The sequence below is a fragment of the Streptomyces sp. NPDC030165 genome, from assembly GCF_055573595.1.
The window spans coordinates 79837-96770 of record NZ_JBVIBD010000019.1 but is presented as its reverse complement, the minus strand read 5'-3'; the positions used below and the strand labels follow the sequence as shown (position 1 = coordinate 96770).

General features: G+C 71.6%; 20 protein-coding genes. 12 read left to right on the top strand and 8 right to left on the bottom strand.

The features are described from left to right. Positions 1–175: 175 nt before the first annotated feature. A complete protein-coding gene (gene rocD, locus ACZ4Z1_RS30565) occupies positions 176–1393 on the top strand; it encodes an ornithine--oxo-acid transaminase (RefSeq protein ID WP_468489885.1) in 1218 nt (405 codons plus the stop codon). A gap of 45 nt (positions 1394–1438) precedes the next feature. Here rocD and ACZ4Z1_RS30560 read toward each other — a convergent pair whose 3' ends face one another. Both ACZ4Z1_RS30560 and ACZ4Z1_RS30555 read right to left on the bottom strand, forming a co-directional pair. Next, positions 1439–2623, bottom strand: a complete 1185-nt coding sequence (locus ACZ4Z1_RS30560; protein WP_468489884.1) for a glutathionylspermidine synthase family protein — start codon at positions 2621–2623, stop codon at positions 1439–1441. A 28-nt stretch (positions 2624–2651) separates the two neighbouring features. Then, positions 2652–3044 carry a hypothetical protein gene (locus ACZ4Z1_RS30555; RefSeq protein ID WP_468489883.1) on the bottom strand — a complete coding sequence of 131 codons (393 nt, stop codon included), beginning with the start codon at positions 3042–3044 and terminating at the stop codon, positions 2652–2654. A 125-nt stretch (positions 3045–3169) separates the two neighbouring features. On the opposite strand from ACZ4Z1_RS30555, the gene ACZ4Z1_RS30550 reads away from it, so the two are divergent. Next, a complete protein-coding gene (locus ACZ4Z1_RS30550; RefSeq protein WP_468489981.1) occupies positions 3170–4102 on the top strand; it encodes a hypothetical protein in 933 nt (310 codons plus the stop codon). Here the strand turns inward: ACZ4Z1_RS30550 and pdxR are convergent. Next, the gene (gene pdxR / locus ACZ4Z1_RS30545) at positions 4076–5533 is read right to left on the bottom strand and encodes a MocR-like pyridoxine biosynthesis transcription factor PdxR (RefSeq protein WP_468489882.1); all 1458 of its coding nucleotides are present in this window, start codon (positions 5531–5533) and stop codon (positions 4076–4078) included. The genes ACZ4Z1_RS30550 and pdxR overlap by 27 nt on opposite strands. A 47-nt stretch (positions 5534–5580) precedes the next feature. Here pdxR and ACZ4Z1_RS30540 point away from each other — a divergent pair, with 47 nt between their 5' ends. From ACZ4Z1_RS30540 to ACZ4Z1_RS30530, 3 genes are read left to right on the top strand one after another with little or no spacing between them, the layout of a single operon-like run. After that, positions 5581–6051, top strand: a complete 471-nt coding sequence (locus ACZ4Z1_RS30540) for a carboxymuconolactone decarboxylase family protein (protein ID WP_468489881.1) — start codon at positions 5581–5583, stop codon at positions 6049–6051. Continuing rightward, positions 6051–6512, top strand: coding sequence for a carboxymuconolactone decarboxylase family protein (locus ACZ4Z1_RS30535; protein ID WP_468489880.1), 462 nt, complete (start codon positions 6051–6053; stop codon positions 6510–6512). The genes ACZ4Z1_RS30540 and ACZ4Z1_RS30535 overlap by 1 nt, the downstream gene beginning before the upstream one ends. Continuing rightward, the gene (locus ACZ4Z1_RS30530) at positions 6509–7264 is read left to right on the top strand and encodes an isocitrate lyase/PEP mutase family protein (RefSeq protein ID WP_468489879.1); all 756 of its coding nucleotides are present in this window, start codon (positions 6509–6511) and stop codon (positions 7262–7264) included. The genes ACZ4Z1_RS30535 and ACZ4Z1_RS30530 overlap by 4 nt, the downstream gene beginning before the upstream one ends. Positions 7265–7328: 64 nt before the next feature. Here the strand turns inward: ACZ4Z1_RS30530 and ACZ4Z1_RS30525 are convergent, their stop codons facing one another. Further along, positions 7329–8072 (bottom strand): Clp protease N-terminal domain-containing protein, encoded by a 744-nt coding sequence (locus ACZ4Z1_RS30525; protein WP_468489878.1) that lies wholly within the window; start codon positions 8070–8072, stop codon positions 7329–7331. A gap of 88 nt (positions 8073–8160) precedes the next feature. Between ACZ4Z1_RS30525 and ACZ4Z1_RS30520 the strand changes: the two genes are divergently transcribed. The 3 genes from ACZ4Z1_RS30520 to ACZ4Z1_RS30510 all read left to right on the top strand — a co-directional run bounded on the left by ACZ4Z1_RS30520 (position 8161) and on the right by ACZ4Z1_RS30510 (position 11670). Continuing rightward, positions 8161–8814 (top strand): TetR/AcrR family transcriptional regulator, encoded by a 654-nt coding sequence (locus ACZ4Z1_RS30520; RefSeq protein WP_468489877.1) that lies wholly within the window; start codon positions 8161–8163, stop codon positions 8812–8814. A gap of 18 nt (positions 8815–8832) precedes the next feature. Then, positions 8833–9576, top strand: a complete 744-nt coding sequence (locus ACZ4Z1_RS30515) for a YqeB family protein (protein ID WP_468489876.1) — start codon at positions 8833–8835, stop codon at positions 9574–9576. A gap of 384 nt (positions 9577–9960) precedes the next feature. Further along, complete coding sequence (locus ACZ4Z1_RS30510) at positions 9961–11670, top strand: mycolysin (RefSeq protein WP_468489875.1); 1710 nt, start codon at positions 9961–9963, stop codon at positions 11668–11670. 80 nt (positions 11671–11750) lie between these two features. On the opposite strand, the gene ACZ4Z1_RS30505 is transcribed toward ACZ4Z1_RS30510, so the two are convergent. After that, positions 11751–12164, bottom strand: a complete 414-nt coding sequence (locus tag ACZ4Z1_RS30505; RefSeq protein ID WP_468489874.1) for a hypothetical protein — start codon at positions 12162–12164, stop codon at positions 11751–11753. A 107-nt stretch (positions 12165–12271) separates the two neighbouring features. Here ACZ4Z1_RS30505 and ACZ4Z1_RS30500 point away from each other — a divergent pair, with 107 nt between their 5' ends. From ACZ4Z1_RS30500 to ACZ4Z1_RS30490, 3 genes are all read left to right on the top strand, one after another. Next, positions 12272–13099 carry a helix-turn-helix domain-containing protein gene (locus ACZ4Z1_RS30500; RefSeq protein ID WP_468489873.1) on the top strand — a complete coding sequence of 276 codons (828 nt, stop codon included), beginning with the start codon at positions 12272–12274 and terminating at the stop codon, positions 13097–13099. Beyond that, on the top strand, positions 13096–13296 hold the full coding sequence (locus tag ACZ4Z1_RS30495; protein WP_468489872.1) for a DUF397 domain-containing protein: 201 nt from the start codon (positions 13096–13098) through the stop codon (positions 13294–13296). The genes ACZ4Z1_RS30500 and ACZ4Z1_RS30495 overlap by 4 nt, the downstream gene beginning before the upstream one ends. A gap of 138 nt (positions 13297–13434) precedes the next feature. Continuing rightward, positions 13435–13656, top strand: a complete 222-nt coding sequence (locus ACZ4Z1_RS30490) for a DUF397 domain-containing protein (RefSeq protein ID WP_468489871.1) — start codon at positions 13435–13437, stop codon at positions 13654–13656. Here the strand turns inward: ACZ4Z1_RS30490 and ACZ4Z1_RS30485 are convergent. Further along, on the bottom strand, positions 13637–14806 hold the full coding sequence (locus ACZ4Z1_RS30485) for a trypsin-like serine peptidase (protein ID WP_468489870.1): 1170 nt from the start codon (positions 14804–14806) through the stop codon (positions 13637–13639). The genes ACZ4Z1_RS30490 and ACZ4Z1_RS30485 overlap by 20 nt on opposite strands. Before the next feature lie 130 nt (positions 14807–14936). Between ACZ4Z1_RS30485 and ACZ4Z1_RS30480 the strand changes: the two genes are divergently transcribed. Beyond that, positions 14937–15503, top strand: a complete 567-nt coding sequence (locus ACZ4Z1_RS30480) for a GNAT family N-acetyltransferase (protein ID WP_468489869.1) — start codon at positions 14937–14939, stop codon at positions 15501–15503. Positions 15504–15554: 51 nt separating this feature from the next. Here the strand turns inward: ACZ4Z1_RS30480 and ACZ4Z1_RS30475 are convergent, their stop codons facing one another. Then, complete coding sequence (locus tag ACZ4Z1_RS30475; protein WP_468489868.1) at positions 15555–16253, bottom strand: response regulator; 699 nt, start codon at positions 16251–16253, stop codon at positions 15555–15557. 100 nt (positions 16254–16353) lie between these two features. After that, the gene (locus ACZ4Z1_RS30470; RefSeq protein ID WP_468489867.1) at positions 16354–16845 is read right to left on the bottom strand and encodes a hypothetical protein; all 492 of its coding nucleotides are present in this window, start codon (positions 16843–16845) and stop codon (positions 16354–16356) included. Positions 16846–16934: the final 89 nt, after the last annotated feature.

Sequence of the window (16934 nt, the reverse complement as noted above, 5' to 3'; positions counted from 1 at the left end):
TGGTGTGGCCGCTCTTGGACGGCCGCGCGCCGCTCCCTCGGGGTCGCTTCCCCGTGCGCCAGTCGCGGTGCGCGAGGCCAGTCTAACGGGGGGTGTGCGGCGCAACCTTTCTTCGCATACCGTCCGCCCAACGGGATTTTCTCGCCCGGGATCGCCCGCATACCGAACGGAGTCAATGGTGACCCCCACGACGTCCACGGAACGCAGCATCGCCGTCGCCGAAGCCCACAGCGCGCACAACTACCACCCGCTTCCCGTCGTCGTGGCCTCCGCCGAGGGGGCCTGGATGACGGACGTGGAGGGCAAGCGCTACCTGGACATGCTCGCCGGGTACTCGGCGCTCAACTTCGGCCACGGCAACCGCCGGCTGATCGAGGCGGCCAAGGCCCAGCTGGAGCGGGTGACGCTGACCTCGCGCGCCTTCCACCACGACCGGTTCGCCGACTTCTGTGCGCAGCTCGCCGAGTTCTGCGGCAAGGAGATGGTGCTGCCGATGAACACCGGCGCGGAGGCCGTCGAGACGGCGGTCAAGACCGCCCGCAAGTGGGGGTACCGGGTCAAGGGCGTCCCGGACGGCCGGGCGAAGATCGTGGTGGCGGACAACAACTTCCACGGCCGTACGACCACCATCGTCTCCTTCTCCACCGACCCGGAGGCCCGTGCGGACTACGGCCCGTACACGCCGGGTTTCGAGATCGTCCCGTACGGCGATCTCGCGGCGCTGGAGGACGCGGTCGACGAGAACACGGTCGCGGTGCTGATCGAGCCGATCCAGGGCGAGGCGGGCGTGCTGATGCCGCCGGCCGGCTACCTGCCGGGCGTGCGGGAGCTGACCCGCGAGCGCGAGGTGCTGTTCATCGCGGACGAGATCCAGTCCGGCCTGGGCCGCACCGGCCGGGACTTCGCCTGTCAGCACGAGGACGTGGTGCCGGACGTGTACGTGCTCGGCAAGGCGCTGGGCGGCGGCATCGTGCCGGTGTCGGCGGTGGTCTCCTCGCGTGAGGTGCTGGGCCTGTTCCGGCCGGGCGAGCACGGTTCGACGTTCGGCGGGAACCCCCTGGCCTGCGCGGTGGCGCTGGAGGTCCTGGCGATGCTGCGGACCGGCGAGTACCAGCAGCGCGCCACGGAGCTGGGCGAGCACCTGCACCACGAGCTGGGGCTGCTGGTGGGCGGCGGCGCGGTGGACGCGGTGCGCGGGCGCGGGCTGTGGGCCGGGATCGACATCAACCCGGAGCTGGGGACGGGCCGCCAGATCTCGGAGCGGCTGATGGAGCTGGGCGTGCTGGTCAAGGACACCCACGGCAGCACGGTCCGGCTGGCGCCCCCGCTGGTCATCAGCAAGGAGGACCTGGACTGGGGGCTGGACCGGCTGCGGGCGGTGCTGGGCGGGTGACCGCTGGGCCGTGTCCCTTCGCGAGGGGGCACGGCCCAGCACGTCTCACAGGATCACGTGCGGCAGGAAGCGGGCGTACTCGTCCGTGACCAGACCCGCCGACTCCCGGATGCCGAGCCCCGCCGCCTCGTCCTCGACGACCCACGCGCCGAGCACCACCCGGTTGCCGTCGAAGTCGGGCAGCGGGGCCAGCGCCTGGTAGCAGCACGGTTCGTCGCGTACGGCGGGGGCCGTGCCCGGCTGGTGGACCGTGACGCCGGCGCCCTCGCGGCCGAGGAGCGGCTTGGCCACGTACCCGGGTCCGTCCGCCAGTTCGCGCGGCCCGTCGAGGTAGGCGGGCAGCAGGTTCGGGTGGTCCGGGTACAGCTCCCAGAGGATGGCGAGGAGCGCCTTGTTGGAGAGGAGCATCTTCCAGGCGGGTTCGATCCACAGGGTGCTGCCGGTGCCGCCGCCGTTGTCGAGGGTGTCCAGGACGTGCGGGCCGAACTCGTCGGTGGCCAGCCATTCCCAGGGGTAGAGCTTGAAGCAGGCCCGGATGAAGCGCAGCCGCTGGTCGACGAAGCGGCCGGCGAGGTGGTCCCAGCCGATTTCCTCGACCGGGATGGCCACGGTCTCCAGTCCGGCCTGGCGTGCCGTCTCCTCCAGGTAGGCGACGGTCATCAGGTCCTCGCCCAGCTCGTCGCCCGCGGAGTGCGCGAAGTGCACCGGCGCGCCCGGGGGCAGCAGTTTCGCCTGTTTGCGCCAGGCTTCGACCAGCCGTTCGTGCAGCGAGTTCCACTGGTCGGCGCCGGGGAACCGTTCCTCCATCCAGAACCACTGCGGGCCCGCCGCCTCGACCAGCGAGGTCGGCGTGTCCGCGTTGTACTCCAGCATCTTGGCGGGTCCGGTGCCGTCGTAGCGCAGGTCGAACCGCCCGTAGAGCGTGGGCAGTTCGGCGCGCCGCCGCCACGACTCGGCGACCAGGCCCGCCAGCCGCGGGTCCTGGATGCCGAGGTCGGCGAAGCGCCGGTGTTCGACGATGTGCGCGGCGGCGGCCAGGCACATGCCGTGCAGTTCCTCGACGGCCTCCTCCAGCGCCTCGACCTCGGGCAGCGAGAAGGAGTAGTACGCGCTCTCGTCCCAGTAGGGGCGCAGCGAGTCGTCCGGGTAGCGGGTGAGCGGGTAGATCAGTCCCTGTGCCTCGACGGTCTGCTGCCAGTCGGGGCGTGGCTGTGCGGTGTGCCGCTTCACGTGCGGTTCCTTGCCTGTCGCACCGCTGTCACCCGCCGCCGGAGCCGGAGCAGCCGAAGCCGCCGCGGTTGACGGCCGTGCTCTTGCTGAAGGTGCCGGAGTCGGCGTACCGGCCGTTGACGTCGGAGCCGTAGTACCACTGGCCGTCGGTCTTCTGGCCGCGCCCGGTGGTGCCCTTGTTCTTGCCGGACGAGGAGCCGGTGCCGCCTGTGCTGCCCGTGCCGCTCGATCCGCTTCCGCTCTTGCAGGACTTGGAGTCGATGACGCGGTAGCCCTTGACCGCGTCGTAGCTGTTCCGGTCGACGCAGCGCTTGTCCGGTTCCGAGCCGCAGGAGGTGAGTGCTGCCGCCAGCGCCCCCATGCTGCCCAGGACCACCGTGCTCGACCGCAGCCGTCGCCGGGCTTTCGTGTGCTCTGCCATCCCTGCCTTCCCCCGTACATCTGTGGCATCTGTTTTCGGCCGGCTCAGCCTAAGGGCCAGGGCCCGGCAGGCGGCAACGGGCCCGTGGGGAGGAGCGGGCCTACAGTCGATGTGTGCTGCTTGGGATGATCTGTGCGCTCGGTTCGGCGGTCTGCTTCGGTACGGCGTCGGTCCTTCAGGCGGTGGCGGCCCGCGCCACCACCGCGCTCGACACCGGCTCCGGCTCCGGGGTGGACCCCAGACTGCTGCTGCGCGTCCTCGGCCAGTGGCGCTATCTGCTCGGTCTCGCCCTGGACGGCTGCGGCTTCCTCCTCGAACTGGTGGCGCTGCGCTCCCTGCCGATCTACGCGGTGGGCGCGGCCCTCGCCGCCAGCCTCGCCGTGACCGCGGTCGTCGCCGTGCCGCTGCTGCACCTGCGGCTCAGCCGGGCCGAATGGGCCGCCGTACTGGTGGTCTGCGGCGGGCTGGCCCTGCTCGGGCTGGCCTCGGGCGCGGAGGGGAAGGGCGTGGGGTCCACCGCGCTGCGCTTCGGGGTGCTGGCCGTCGCGCTGGCGATCCTGGCCTGGGGTGTGCCGGCCGGGCGGCTGCCCGACCGGGCGCGGGCGGCGGCGCTGGGGCTGGGCGCCGGGTTCGGTTTCGGCGTCGTCGAGGTCGCCGTACGGCTGATCCCCGATCTGTCACCGGCGGCGCTGGTGTCCAACCCCGCCGCGTACGCCCTGCTCGTCGGCGGCGGCGCGGCCTTCCTTCTGCTGACGTCGGCCCTTCAGCGCGGCTCGGTGACGGCGGCCACGGCGGGCATGGTGATCGGCGAGACGCTGGGGCCCGCGCTGGTCGGCGTGGTCTGGCTCGGCGACCGGACCCGTGCCGGGCTGGCGCCCCTGGGGTTCGCGGGTTTCGCGCTGGCGGTGCTGGGCGCGCTCGCGCTGGCGCGCTTCGGGGAGGCGCCGGAGGTGCCGGGAGCGGCGGCAGGGCTGCCCGACGGGGCGGCGGAGCCTGTCGGCCCCACCGCGGAGGAACGTGCCGCGAGCGGTCTACGGCGCGGGCGGGAGCACCTGTAGCAGCGCCTCCAGCGCCCCGGAGAAAGCGTGGTCCGGTGGCCTGCCGTACGTCACGACCAGGCCGTCGCGCGGGGCCCCGCCCACGGCATCCCGCTGCCCCGCGCCGTCCGCTTCCGGGACCGCCGGGTGCGCAAAGGTGCTCAGCCCTTCCAGCGCCAGCCCCTGCCACCGGGCCGCCTGGACGACGGACTGCTCGGTGCCCGGCGGCAGTTCGAGGACGACGTGCAGGCCCGCGGCGATGCCGCTGACCCGGATGTGCGGTGCCTGTCCGGCCAGCGCGGTGACGAGCTGGTCGCGGCGGCGCCGGTAGCGCAGCCGCATGCTCCGTACGTGCCGGTCGTACGCGCCGGAGGCGAGGAATTCGGCGAGGGTGAGCTGTTCCAGCGCCGAGGTCTGCCACTCCCCCGTGCTCTTGAGGGCGAGCACGGGGTCGACGAGGTGGTCGGGGAGCACCATCCAGGCGAGCCGCAGCGCGGGGGCGAGGCTCTTGCTCGCGGTGCCGAGGTACGCGACACGGTCGGGGTCCAGTCCTTGCAGGGCGCCCACGGGCTGCCGGTCGTAGCGGAACTCGCCGTCGTAATCGTCCTCCAGCACCAGGCCGCCGCCGGCGCGCGCCCAGTCGATGACGGCGGCGCGGCGGTCCGGGTGCAGCGGTACGCCGGTGGGGAACTGGTGCGCCGGGGTGAGGAGCGCCGCCCGTACGCCGGACCGGTCCGCCAGCCGCCCGGTGTCCGCGCCGTGCGCGTCGACCGGGAGCGGGGTGGCGCGCAGGCCGGCGCGGATCAGTACGTCGCGGTGGAAGTGGAGGCCGTACGCCTCGGTGCCGATCCGGCGGACGCCCGAGTCCCGCAGGACGCGGGCGAGCAGGGCGAGGCCCTGCATGAATCCGGTGCAGACGACGACGTGCTCCGGGTCGGTGCGTACGCCGCGGGCGCGCGCCAGGTAGTCCGCGAGCACGGTGCGCAGTTCCGGGCGGCCGAGGGACGGGCTGTAGCCGAACGCGTCGCTGGGGGCGGCGGTGAGCGCGCGGCGGGCGGCGGCGAGCCAGGCGGCGCGGGGGAAGCCGGAGACGTCCGGGGTTCCGGGCCGCAGGTCGTAGCGCGGGCGGTCGGGCACCGGGGACCGTGCGGAGCGGCGGGCGGGCGGTGCGGAGCGGGACGGTTCGGCGCGCTGGGCCACGCGGGTGCCGGAGCCCTGCCGGGCGCTGAGCCAGCCTTCGGCGACCAGTTCGGCGTAGGCGTCGGCGACGGTGTTACGGGCGATGCCGAGGTCGGCGGCGAGCGTGCGGGAGGACGGCAGGCGGGTGCCGGATGCCAGGCGGCCGGTGCGGACGGCCTCGCGCAGGGCCCGCGTCAGGCAGGCGCGCAGCCCGCCGGGACCGGCGAGGTCCAGGTGCAGGTCGCGGCCGAAAGTGGCCCAGGAATCGTCCATACGAATGGACCATACCCCTGTGCCAATGACGGCATAGTGTCACTGACATGACGACGAACACACAGCCGGCGGGGCACCGGCCCCGTACCGCCATCGCGCGCAATGCGCCCGAGGTCTACCGGGCGATGGTCGCGCTCGACGCGGCGGCCAAGAAGGGCCTGGACCCGGCGCTGGTCCACCTGGTGAAGATCCGCGCCTCGCAGATCAACCACTGCGCCTTCTGCATCGACATGCACATCAAGGAAGCCCGCAAGGAGGGCGAGACCGAGGAGCGCGTCTACCTCCTCAACGCCTGGGAGGAGGCCGGCGCCCACTACACCGGCAAGGAGCGGGCCGCCCTCGCCCTGACCGAGGCCGTCACCGTCCTGACCGACGGCTTCGTGCCGGACGCCGTGTACGAACGGGCCGCCGCCCACTTCGAAGAGGCCGAACTGGCCCAGCTCATCGCCCTGATCACGACCATCAACGCGTGGAACCGCTTCGGCGTGACCACCCGTATGACCCCGGGGCAGGCGTGATGACGACCACCGACTCCGCCCGGCTCGACTTCTACAAGCTCGCCCCAGGGGTCTATCAGCCCCTGCTGAACGCGCACATCGCCGCGAAGAAGGGCCTGGGCGACGACGTCCTGGCCGAACTGGTCCTGATCCGCGCCTCGCAGCTCAACCACTGCGCGTTCTGCCTCGACATGCACATCAAGGACGCGCGGAAGGCCGGGGTGACCGAGGAGCGCATCCACCTCCTCAACGCCTGGGAGGAGGCCGGCGCCCACTACACCGGCAAGGAGCGGGCCGCCCTCGCCCTGACCGAGGCCGTCACCGTCCTGACCGACGGCTTCGTGCCGGACGCCGTGTACGAGCGGGCCGCCGCCCACTTCGAAGAGCGCGAACTCGCCCACCTGATCGCCCTGATCACCACCATCAACATGTGGAACCGCATCAACGTCGCGGTCCGCCAGCCCATCGGAGCCGGGGCGTGACCGCCGCGGCTCTGCGCGCCCTGCACCACGGCCGGGCCGCGGACGACCCGCTCGTGCTGCCCGGTCCCTGGGACGCGGAGAGCGCGCGGATCTTCGCTGCGGCCGGCTTCCCGGCCCTGGCGACGCCGAGCGCGGGGATCGCGGCGTCGCTGGGGTACGAGGACGGGAGCACGCCGCCGGACGAGATGTTCGCGGCGGTGGCCCGGATCGTACGGGCCGTGGACGTGCCGGTGACGGCCGACCTGGAGGCCGGGTACGGGCTGCCCGCGCGGGAGCTGGTGGAACGTGTCGCCGCGACGGGCGCGGTGGGCTGCAACATCGAGGACGGCGACCACCGCACCGGGGTGCTCACCGACGTGGAGCGGCAGGCGGACCGGCTGGCGGAGATCCGGGCCACGGCGGGCGACGACCTGGTGATCAACGCCCGTACCGACGTGTTCCTGAGCGGTACGGGCGGGCCGGGCAGTGCCGGGGCGGTGCTGGCCGCCCGGGTCGAGGAAGCGGTGCGCCGCGGACTGCGGTACGCCGCCGCGGGCGCCGACTGCGTCTACCCGATCCTCGCGCCCCCGAAGGTCCTGCGGGAGCTGGCGGACCGTATCGGGCTGCCCGTCAACGCCCTCGCCCTGCCGGACGGCCTGCCGCCGCGCGAGCTGGGGGCGGCGGGTGCCTCCCGGATCACCTTCGGAGGCGGACTGCACCGGAGGGCGATGGCGGAGGTGCGGGGCCTGGCGGAGGAACTCCGTACGGGGTGAGTTGCCGTACGGGCCGGCCTGCCGTGCGGGGGTGGTGACGGCGTACGCCACCGCCCCCGCGCGGTCACTTCTGCTCCTCCCTCGCCGCGACGATCGCGGCCAGCCTCGCGGTGATGTCGGCCTCGGACGCCTCCTTGGTGATGCCGAGGCCGTTCAGCACGCCCTCGCCGTCCTCCAGTTCCAGCAGCGCGAGCAGGATGTGCTCGGTGCCGACGTAGTTGTGCCCCAGGCGCAGGGCCTCACGGAAGGTGAGTTCCAGTGCCTTCTTGGCCTGCGCGTCGAACGGGATCAGCGCGGGCATCTCCCCGGCCGCGGCCGGCAGCGACTCGGTCACGCGCTGCCGGACGGCGTCCAGGGGCACGCCCTGCGCCACGATCGCCCGCGCCGCGAGGCCGTCCGGCTCGGCCAGCAGGCCGAGGACCAGGTGCGGGGTGCCGATCCGGTCGTTGCCCGCGGCGTGGGCCTCGTTCTGTGAGGTCACCACCACGTTCCGGGCCCGGTCCGTGTACCGGCTGAACCCCTGGCCGGGGTCGAGGTCCGACGCCTCGCCGGGCGTCTTGGGCACGAACCGCTTCTGGGCCGCCTGCTTGGTGACGCCCATGCTCTTGCCGATGTCCGTCCAGGAGGCGCCCGAGCGGCGGGCCTGGTCCACGAAGTGGCCGATCAGGTGATCGGCGACCTCACCGAGGTGCTCGGCGGCGAGCACCGCGTCGGTCAGCTGGTCCAGTGCGTCGGTGTGGACCTTCTTGATGGTCTCGATCAGCTCGTCGAGGCGGATCGGAGGGGTGCTGTGGGTGGGTTCGGTCATACGTCAACCGTAAGTTGACGACATCCGGGCGTCAACCCTCGGTTGACGATCTATCCATTACCAGAGCACCTGCTCTACTATTACGGCGATGCGTACCGTCAACCCCGAAGAGCACGCCCGCAAACGGGCCCACATCCTCGGCGCCGCGGCCCGGGAATTCGCCGCGTACGGCGTCGACGGCACCTCCACCGCGCGCATCTGCCGCGCCGCCGGGATCGGTTCCGGCACGCTCTTCCACTACTTCGCCACCAAGCGCGACATCTTCCACGCACTGTTCGCCGACGACGTGCCCCGCAACGCCGAGGCCTGCGCCCGCGCCACCGCCCAGGACCGGCCCGACGACGGCATCCGCCTCCTCGTGGACCACCTGCTCACCGACCTCGCCGATCCACTGGTACCGGGGCTCGCGGCCGCGGTCGTCTTCCAGGTCAACCGCGACGAGGAGTTCGCCCGGCTGATCATGGCCGACACCGCCCAGGTACGGGCCGCCCTGGAAACCCTGACGACACGGCTCGCCGACGAGGGACGGCCGCTCCCCTTCCCGCCCGGACGGGTCGCCACCTGGATCCAGGGCCTCCTCGACGCCGCCTACCTCTCCGCCGGAGAACCGGACTTCGACCCCGCCGCACACGCGGCCGAACTGCGCCGGATCATCACCTGGCTGACCGGCGCCGACGCGGCCGGTGCTGCCCCCCGCCCGCAGCCCCGCCCGACACCTGATTCCGCCCCGGCCCGCACCTGACCAGAGGGAGAACCACCGATGTCCTCCGAGAACCCGGCCCCCAAGGTCATCACAGCCAAGACCGCACCGACCACCGTCGGCCCGACCACCGGCGAACGCGCCCTGCTGTGGGCCGGTTTCCCCCTCCTGGGAGCGGTGGCACTCTGGCTGATCAGCAGGGCGGCGGGCTGGGTGGCGTCGCTGCCCTGGGCCCCGCTGCAAGGACCGTTCAAACTCGTCGCGTCCGCGCCCGAACCACTGATGTCGATCATCGCCCTGGCCGTCGGCCTCCTCCTCGGCGCGGGCCTCGCGCTCCTCGCCGACCTGGAGTACGTGACCGCCGAGATCGGCCCCGAGCAAGCCGTCCTGACCGTCGACAAGGTGACCCGAACGGCCCCCCGCGCGGCGACCGCCGCCGTCTTCCAGGACGGCAAGAACCTCGTACTGCTCGGCCACGACACCACCGAACTGGCCCGCGTACACGGCGACTTCGACACCGAGCGGTTCGCCGCCGCCTTCGAGCAGCACGGCTACCCGTGGCGCCCGGACGGCGACCCGCACGCCGCCGACTTCCGCCGCTGGGTCACCGGCCAGCCCGACCTGACCAGCGGCGAGCACGCCCTGCTCAAGGCTCGCGCACACGCCCTGAAGAAGGACCAGAAGAAGGACGCCGAGCAGCTCAGGGAGGAACTGGCCAGGCTGGGCGTCGTCGTACGGGACGACAAGAAGAAGGCGCAGCACTGGAGGCGCGTCCGGCCCGCCCAGGACACCCCTGCCGAATGAGAGTGACAAGTTCGGCTTCGCCCGTCACCGCACACAGTCACAGCGCGTAGTCACTGCACCGCCCTGCATCGAACCTCGAAGTGAGTGATTCCCGACACCGGCCTTTTCTGTTATCCCGCAACGTCACTGGTCAGGCGCACAGTTCGCGCCTGGCCGACTTTTTTCGGCACGTCATGACATGTCCAGGGCGTCGTGTAGGGTTTCGATCTCTGTCACCCAGGGTGTTTCTTTGGCCAGCGATCGGACTCCTCCGTCGCACGCCTCGGCACTCCGGTGGGCAGCGCGCAACTCCCGCACAGCGGTGTCCGCGTGGACCGGATCTGGTCGGCCAGATCCTGGCCGTGGGCGCCGCGGAAAGGTTTGCCCATGTCCCGGAAACGGGCCTTGAAGAGACGTGTCCTGCGGCCTGTCCCGCTCGTCGCGCTGGCGGGCGCCGGCGCCTGTCTGGCCGTCGTCGTCGTACCGTCCGCGTTCGGCACGACCGCCCCGGCCGCCCCCGCCGGCCCGGCCGCGAAGAGCGGCACCTGCACGATCCGCTCCACCGGCCGGCACTCCGAAGCTCCCCCCAGCTGCCTCGGCGTCACCGCCTCCCTCGACCACCTGCCCGCCGTCGGCGAACAGGCCACGCTCACCGTGGACGTCAAGGCGCAGGCCGACGTCAAGAACGCCGGGCTGGCCGTACAGCTCCCGCCCTCGCTGCGAATAGCCGGCAAGGACTCCGGTCTCACCGCCCCCACGACGGACGCTTTCGGCCAGCGCACCAGCCAGAAGCTCGCTCTGACCCCGGGCACCCGCTCCGTCGAGATCAAGGTCAAGGCCGTCGCCGCCGGCCCCGCCCAGATCCAGGCGGACATCAGTGACATCGACCGCCCCGACCCGCGCCGCGCCGGGCACGACTCGGTGGAACTCACCGTCGGCACCACCAAGGGCTCCACCGACGAGGGCCTGTCGGTCGTCAAGGGCCGCGCGACCAAGGTCGACGGACCCGGCCCCGGTCAGCGCAAGCCGCGCAAGGTCACGCCCAAGACGCCCGCTCCGGCCCGCGCCTCGGCTGCCGCCGCACCGGCCGCACGCGCCCAGGTCTGCGTCGGCGGCACCTTCCGCAACCGTTTCCAGTCCGCCGAGGGCGGCAACTGGAACGCCAAGGCCAACCGGGACGAGCCGGTCAGCAACGCCAACGTCACCCTGTGGGGCAAGCCGACCGCCAACGGCGCCGTACAGAAGCTCGCCACGGGCATGACCGGCAACGGCAACGGCCAGTTCAACCTCTGCTACACACCGGGCACCGCCGTCACCTCCGCGGCCTGGGTGGAGTTCCAGACGCAGGCCGGCGGCATGTGGTCGGTGGTCGACCGCAACGGCAGCCGCTACGCGACCACCTCGTACGCGCTGAACAACGTCTCGCGCAGCACCAGCCTGGGCAACGTGTATGCCAACCAGGGACAGAGCCGCGCCTGGCACGTCCTGGACACGCTCAACAAGCTCTGGTGGAACCGCGGTTCCACCACCAACTGCTGGACGTCCAGCCAGCAGAGCGGCCGCTGCACCCCGATCACCGTGCAGTGGTACCCCGGCTCCACCGACGGCACGTACTGGATGTCCGGCGAGGACAAGATCCACCTCGCGGACGACGACCCGGACTCCGAGCACACCACCGTGCACGAGGCGGGCCACGCGCTGATGGGCAAGCTCTACCGGGGCTGGTGGCCGCAGGTCACCAACTGCTCGCCCCACTACGTCAGCCGCACCTCCTCCGCCAGTTGCGGCTGGACCGAGGGCTTCGCCGACGCGGTGGCGTTCCACACGTTCAACGACACCACGTACTACTGGGGAAACGGCGCCTCCCAGAACCTCGCCAACGACCGCTCCACCAGGGACATCGACCCGGGGGACGCCTGCGAGGCCCGCGTCGCCACCGCCCTGGTCGACCTGTGGTCCCAGGTCGACGGCGACTGGACGAAGAGCAACACCATGATGGCCCGGGACCCGCAGTCCAGCTTCCGCGAGTACTTCACCACGGACCGGCCTGCGTACGGCCTGGACACCGGTAACACCGCGCGCAACATCATCTGGAAGCACACGATCTGGTACTGACAGGTACTGACGTGAGCTGACACCCATGGGCCGGGCCGACCAACAGTCGGCCCGGCCCATGCGTATGCGTCAGCACCCTCTCAATTCCGCTGCCGCTGCCTCCCGGCGGGCGCGGTGAAGATGCTGACGGCTTCTTCCGTGTGCCGGGTGAAGCGCTTGTGGCCGGTCTCCGCCCCGTGCGCGCGAATCCACGTGTTCGACTGCATGGGATTGTCCCAACAGGCAGAACGCGCACCACACGCTTCCTCGTCGACTTCGGTGACGCACTCGGCGAAGTGGGTTCGGATGCCGGTGATTTGGATTTCGAGGCGGGTTGTTACGGGGGGCGTTGCCGGCGTCGTCATGGCCATGCCTTTCGGCTGAGTGAGGCTGAGGGCGGGGTCACTGTCGCCACAGGTGCGCAGAAACAGCACGCCGTCACTTCCGCGCGAGCGCATGAGCCGGGTGAGGCGCTTCCGGCTGGAAAGCTGGTCAGGTTCACCCTTTCGAGGCAAGGTTCGCTCCTTTCCGTAGCGGTATCACTACTGGAGGGATTTAGCGTGACCCACAGACAGAGCCTGTTCAACTTGCGTCCTCTGAACGGACAGTTGGGTGGTGGCGATTGAACCGCAAAGAGCTGGACCCTGATCATTCGCCTGCGGCGCGCTTCGGCGTCCGTCTGCGTACGCTGCGGGATGAGCGCGGGTGGACCCAGGAAGAGCTGGCGGACCGCTTGGGGTACTCCGGAACGCACATTTCCGCCATCGAAAATGGTCGGCGCCCTCCAACTTCCCGCTTCGCGGCAAGAGCGGACAAGGTGCTGGGGAGCGGCGGCCGCCTCGAACGACAGGGACGGTCCGTGCGTCAGCCTGCGCTGCTGGACGGGTTCCCGGAGTATGTGGGGCACGAGGGGCGGGCAGCAGAAATCCGGCTCTACGAGGTGGGAGTCATACCTGGCCTCCTCCAGACGCCGGAGTACGCGACGGCCCTCGCAGAGAGCCATGTGAAGCGGGGAGCGATCACGGCCGAACAGGCGGAAGAGCGGGTGACGCTCGTGGCACAGCGACAGGCCGCGCAAGTTCGAACACCGTCACCGCAGATCTTTGTAGTGCTGGACGAAAGCTGTATTCGCCGACCTATCGGCGGGCCCAGGGTCATGGACGCACAATGGGATCGCCTAGTCGAGTTTGCTGAGCTGCCGAACACAGTGCTTCAGGTCGCCCCATTCGACATGGGCGAGCGCCGCCCGTTCGACCTGCCGCTCTACATCCTCACGCTGCCCGACCGCAAGCTCGCATCGTACGCAGAGTCCGCCCAACGTGGCCACCTGGAGAGGGACATGACGTCCGTGCTGCCCCTGTTGGCGGCCTACCATCAGCTACAGGCTGAGGCGCTCTCCCAGGCGTCATCCATGGCCATGCTCGAACAGTTACGAAAGGGCACCCCGTGACCACCGACAACCCCCGCTGGTTCAAGTCCTCGTACAGCAACAACGGTGGCGCTTGCATAGAGATCGCCACCAACCTCCTCACCACCCACGGCATCATCCCCGTCCGGGACTCCAAGAACCCCAACGGCCCGCACCTGACGCTCAACGCGGACGCCTGGTCCGGACTGGTCGAGTTCGCCAGGCAAGCCACCATCTGACCTCGACAGAGCAGCCACGCCCCCGCCACTCCCCAACGGAGCGGCGGGGCTTTCGCATGGTCACACGTTTCGCCCAAGCGGACTGTGGCATAAGCCGGTTGACGTGCCAGCCCACGCGCAGCTACGAGAGGGCACCCCATGACCGCCGAATCCCCCCACTGGTTCAAGTCCTCCTACAGCGACCACGGCGGCGCTTGCCTGGAAGCCGCCACCAACCTCGCCTCCACCCACGGCGTGGTCCGCGTCCGCGACTCCAAGGCCCCCGACGGACCGGCCCTGAACCTGCCCCCCGACGCTTGGACCGAACTCATTCAGTTCGCCCGGCGTCCGGCCGACGCGCCTACGCGAACTTCCGGCTGATCCCGTCGAAGACCCGCTTCGCCTCCGCGCCCAAGTGCGGCCCCGCCAGCCAGGTGTGGTTCAGGGAGCCTATGGAGCTGTTGGAGACCAGGTAGGTGCGGCCACCGTAGTTCGTGAACCAGCCGCCGCCGGACGTGCCGCCGGTCATCGTGCAGCCGATGCGGTACATCGTGGGGGTGCCCTGGGCCATCGTGAGGCGGCCGGGGCGGGCGGGGCAGTTCATCATGCGGGCGCCGTCGTACGGGGGCGCGGCCGGGTAGCCGAAGGCCTGGAGACCGCTGACGCGGTCGGCGGAGGGGGCGCCGAACCATACGGGGAGGGCGGCGCCGACGGTCTCCTGGAGGGACTTGCCGCCGCCCCGCTCCGGCTTGACGTGCAGGACGGCGAAGTCGTACGCGCTGCCTGCGTTGCCGGACTTGGTGCTGCCCATGTCGATCCACTCGCCGGACGTGGTGACCCAGTTCGCCCACCACACCCCGTACGGCGCGACCTCCTGCGCCGGGGCCCGGCCGACCTGGCTCATGGACAGGCCCTGGTCGTTGTAGGACGGCACGAAGACGATGTTGCGCATCCAGCCGCCGCTCCTGCCGGTGTGCACGCAGTGGCCGGCGGTCCACACCAGGTTCGACTTGCCGGGGTGCGCCGGGTCCTCCACGACCGTGCCGGAGCAGACCATCGGGCCCTGCGGACTGTCGAACATGATCTTGCCTATGGGGGCCATGTGCTGGTGGTAGGGGCGGGCCACCTGCCGGGCCTGGACGGGGCGCGGTTCCGGGTCGCTGCCGCCCTGGTCGCCGGCGGCCTCGGTGGTGACGTCCGGCGTGTTCCTGGCCTCGGCCATCCGGGACGGGTTCCACAGGTCCTTGATGACGGGGTTGGCGAACTCGGACGCCTTGCGGGCCCACTGGTCCCAGTCCTTCCAGCCGCCCTTCTGCCACTTCTTGACGTCGTCGAGGCTGGTCGGCAGCCCGCTCGGCAGGTCGGCACCGCCCGCGTCCGCGCCCGCCCCGCCGCCGCCCTTGTGGTCCGCGGCCGCCGAACTGCCGGGGGTGGCGGCGGCCTTGTCGTCCTGCGGGCCGCAGGCGGTGGCGGTGGCGAACAGGGCGACCGCCGCGGCGGCGGCCGCGGCGGTACGGCGTATGACAGGCATGGAGCGGTTTCCCCCTGGTACGTACGTCCGGTGAGGCGCCATGGGTCATGGCGTGACATGCCCCCGGCCGGGGGCGCCTCTACTATGCCTGTGCTCCACGCGGGGCCTGGAACGAGGGGTTGCGCTCACCATGGAGATTTTTACCGACCGTGACCTGCGGACGCGTCGGATGCGGCTGCGGTGGCTGACCGAGGACGACGCGCTCCGCCTCGTCGCGCTGCACGGCGATCCGGACGTCATGCGGTTCCTGGGGGACGGAAGGCCCGTACCGCGGTCCGAGGTCCTGGAGCGGACGCTGCCGGCGATGCTGGCCCGGCACGGGAACCTGGGGCTGCTCGGGTACTGGGCGGCCGAGGAGGTGGCCACCGGGAACTTCCTGGGGTGGTTCGAGCTTGTCCCGGCGGGCCGGGGCGACGGTGGTGAAGTGGAGCTGGGGTACCGGCTGTTCCCGTCGGCATGGGGGCGGGGATATGCCTCGGAGGGAGCCCGTGCGCTGATCCGTGCCGCGTTCACGGTGGGTGGGGCGCAGCGCGTCATGGGCACGACCATGGCGGTCAACACCGCGTCGCGTCGGGTGATGGAGAAGGCGGGCCTGCGCTACGTACGGACGTTCCACGAGAAGTGGCCCACTCCCGTGGAGGGGGCGGAGCACGGCGACGTCGAGTACGCCCTCGACCTCGCCGACTGGCGGCCCTGAGACCCGCCGACTGACGGCCCCGGGGCCCGCACAGGTCTCCGCCGTCTCGTCTCAGCCCGCCAGCCCCGCCTGGTGCGCCAGCAGGGCGGCCTGTACGCGGCTCTGGGTGCCGGTCTTGTCGAGGATGCGCCCGACGTGCGTCTTGACCGTGCCCAGACCGATCTCCAGGCGGCTGCCGATGTCCAGGTTCGACAGGCCCTGGCCGAGCATCGCCAGTACCTCCCGCTCCCGGTCGGTCAGCGCGGCGAGCCGCTGGTCGAGGCCGTCCGCGCCGTTGGCGGCGCCGACCCGGCCGCCGCCCTGGAGCATCCGCTTGACGACATGGCCGGTCACGCCGGGCGAGAGCACCGCGTCGCCGGCGGCCGCGGCCCGTACGGCGCTGATCAGCTCCTGCGGCCCCTCGTCCTTGAGCAGGAAGCCGCTGGCTCCGGCCTGGAGGGCGCGGGTGACGTTCTCCTCGTCGCCGAAGGTGGTGAGCATGACGACCTGCGGCTTGGGATCGAGCCGTACCAGCTGCTCGATGGCGGCGAGTCCGTCGAGGACGGGCATCCGGATGTCGACGAGGGCGACGTCGACCGGGGTGCGGGCGGCCAGTTCGACCGCCTCGGCACCGTTGGCGGCCTCCGCGACGACGTCGATGTCCTCGGCGTGCCGCAGGATGAGGCGGACACCGTGCCGGATCATCTCCTCGTCGTCGGCGAGGAGGACTCGTACGGGCTGTGCGGCACGCGCGCCGGGGAGATCGCTCATGGGCCCAGGCTAACGGGGTGCCCGCGCGGGCCGGGCCCCACAAGGCAGGAGCCTCATCGGCCAAGATCCTCGGGGCCAGGCGCCTCATGGGCCGGTGCCCTCACTCCGGGCACTCCGGGCCCATGGACACCCCGAAGCTGCATTCCCCGCCCGGCTCCTCGCGCAGCGATCCGGATACCCCGCCCACTCCGGCCAGCAGCGCCTCGGCCATGCCGCGGGTCAGCCGCGCGTCGGGCCGCGGCGCGGGTCCCGGGGCGGGCGGGTCGTCCTGGGTGGCCCGCCCGCCGCCCCAGGCCGTGAACCGGGGCAGTGCGACGCCACCGGTGCCCGGGCCCATGAAGGCTGCCGTGTCCGCGGCGACGACCACCCGGGCCCACGTCGTGCCGCGCTCGGGGACGTAGTCGCTGAAGACGGTCAGCCGCACCAGGCCGTTGCCGTCGTCCATGCCCCAGGGCAGGGTCCACTCCAGCGCCCCCGGCACCGGGTCCCACCACGTACCGGCGCGCCGTTCGCGCCGGTGCACGTCCCGGCACACCTCCAGCACCGGCTCCAGGTACCGGATCACGTAAGCGTGCCAGGCCTCCACGGCCATGTCGCTCCCCTCGGCGGCCGGCGGTCGTCGGCCTGGCCGAACGGTAGCCGGGGCAGCTCCGCCGCGGCAGTCGGATCGAGGGGTACGGG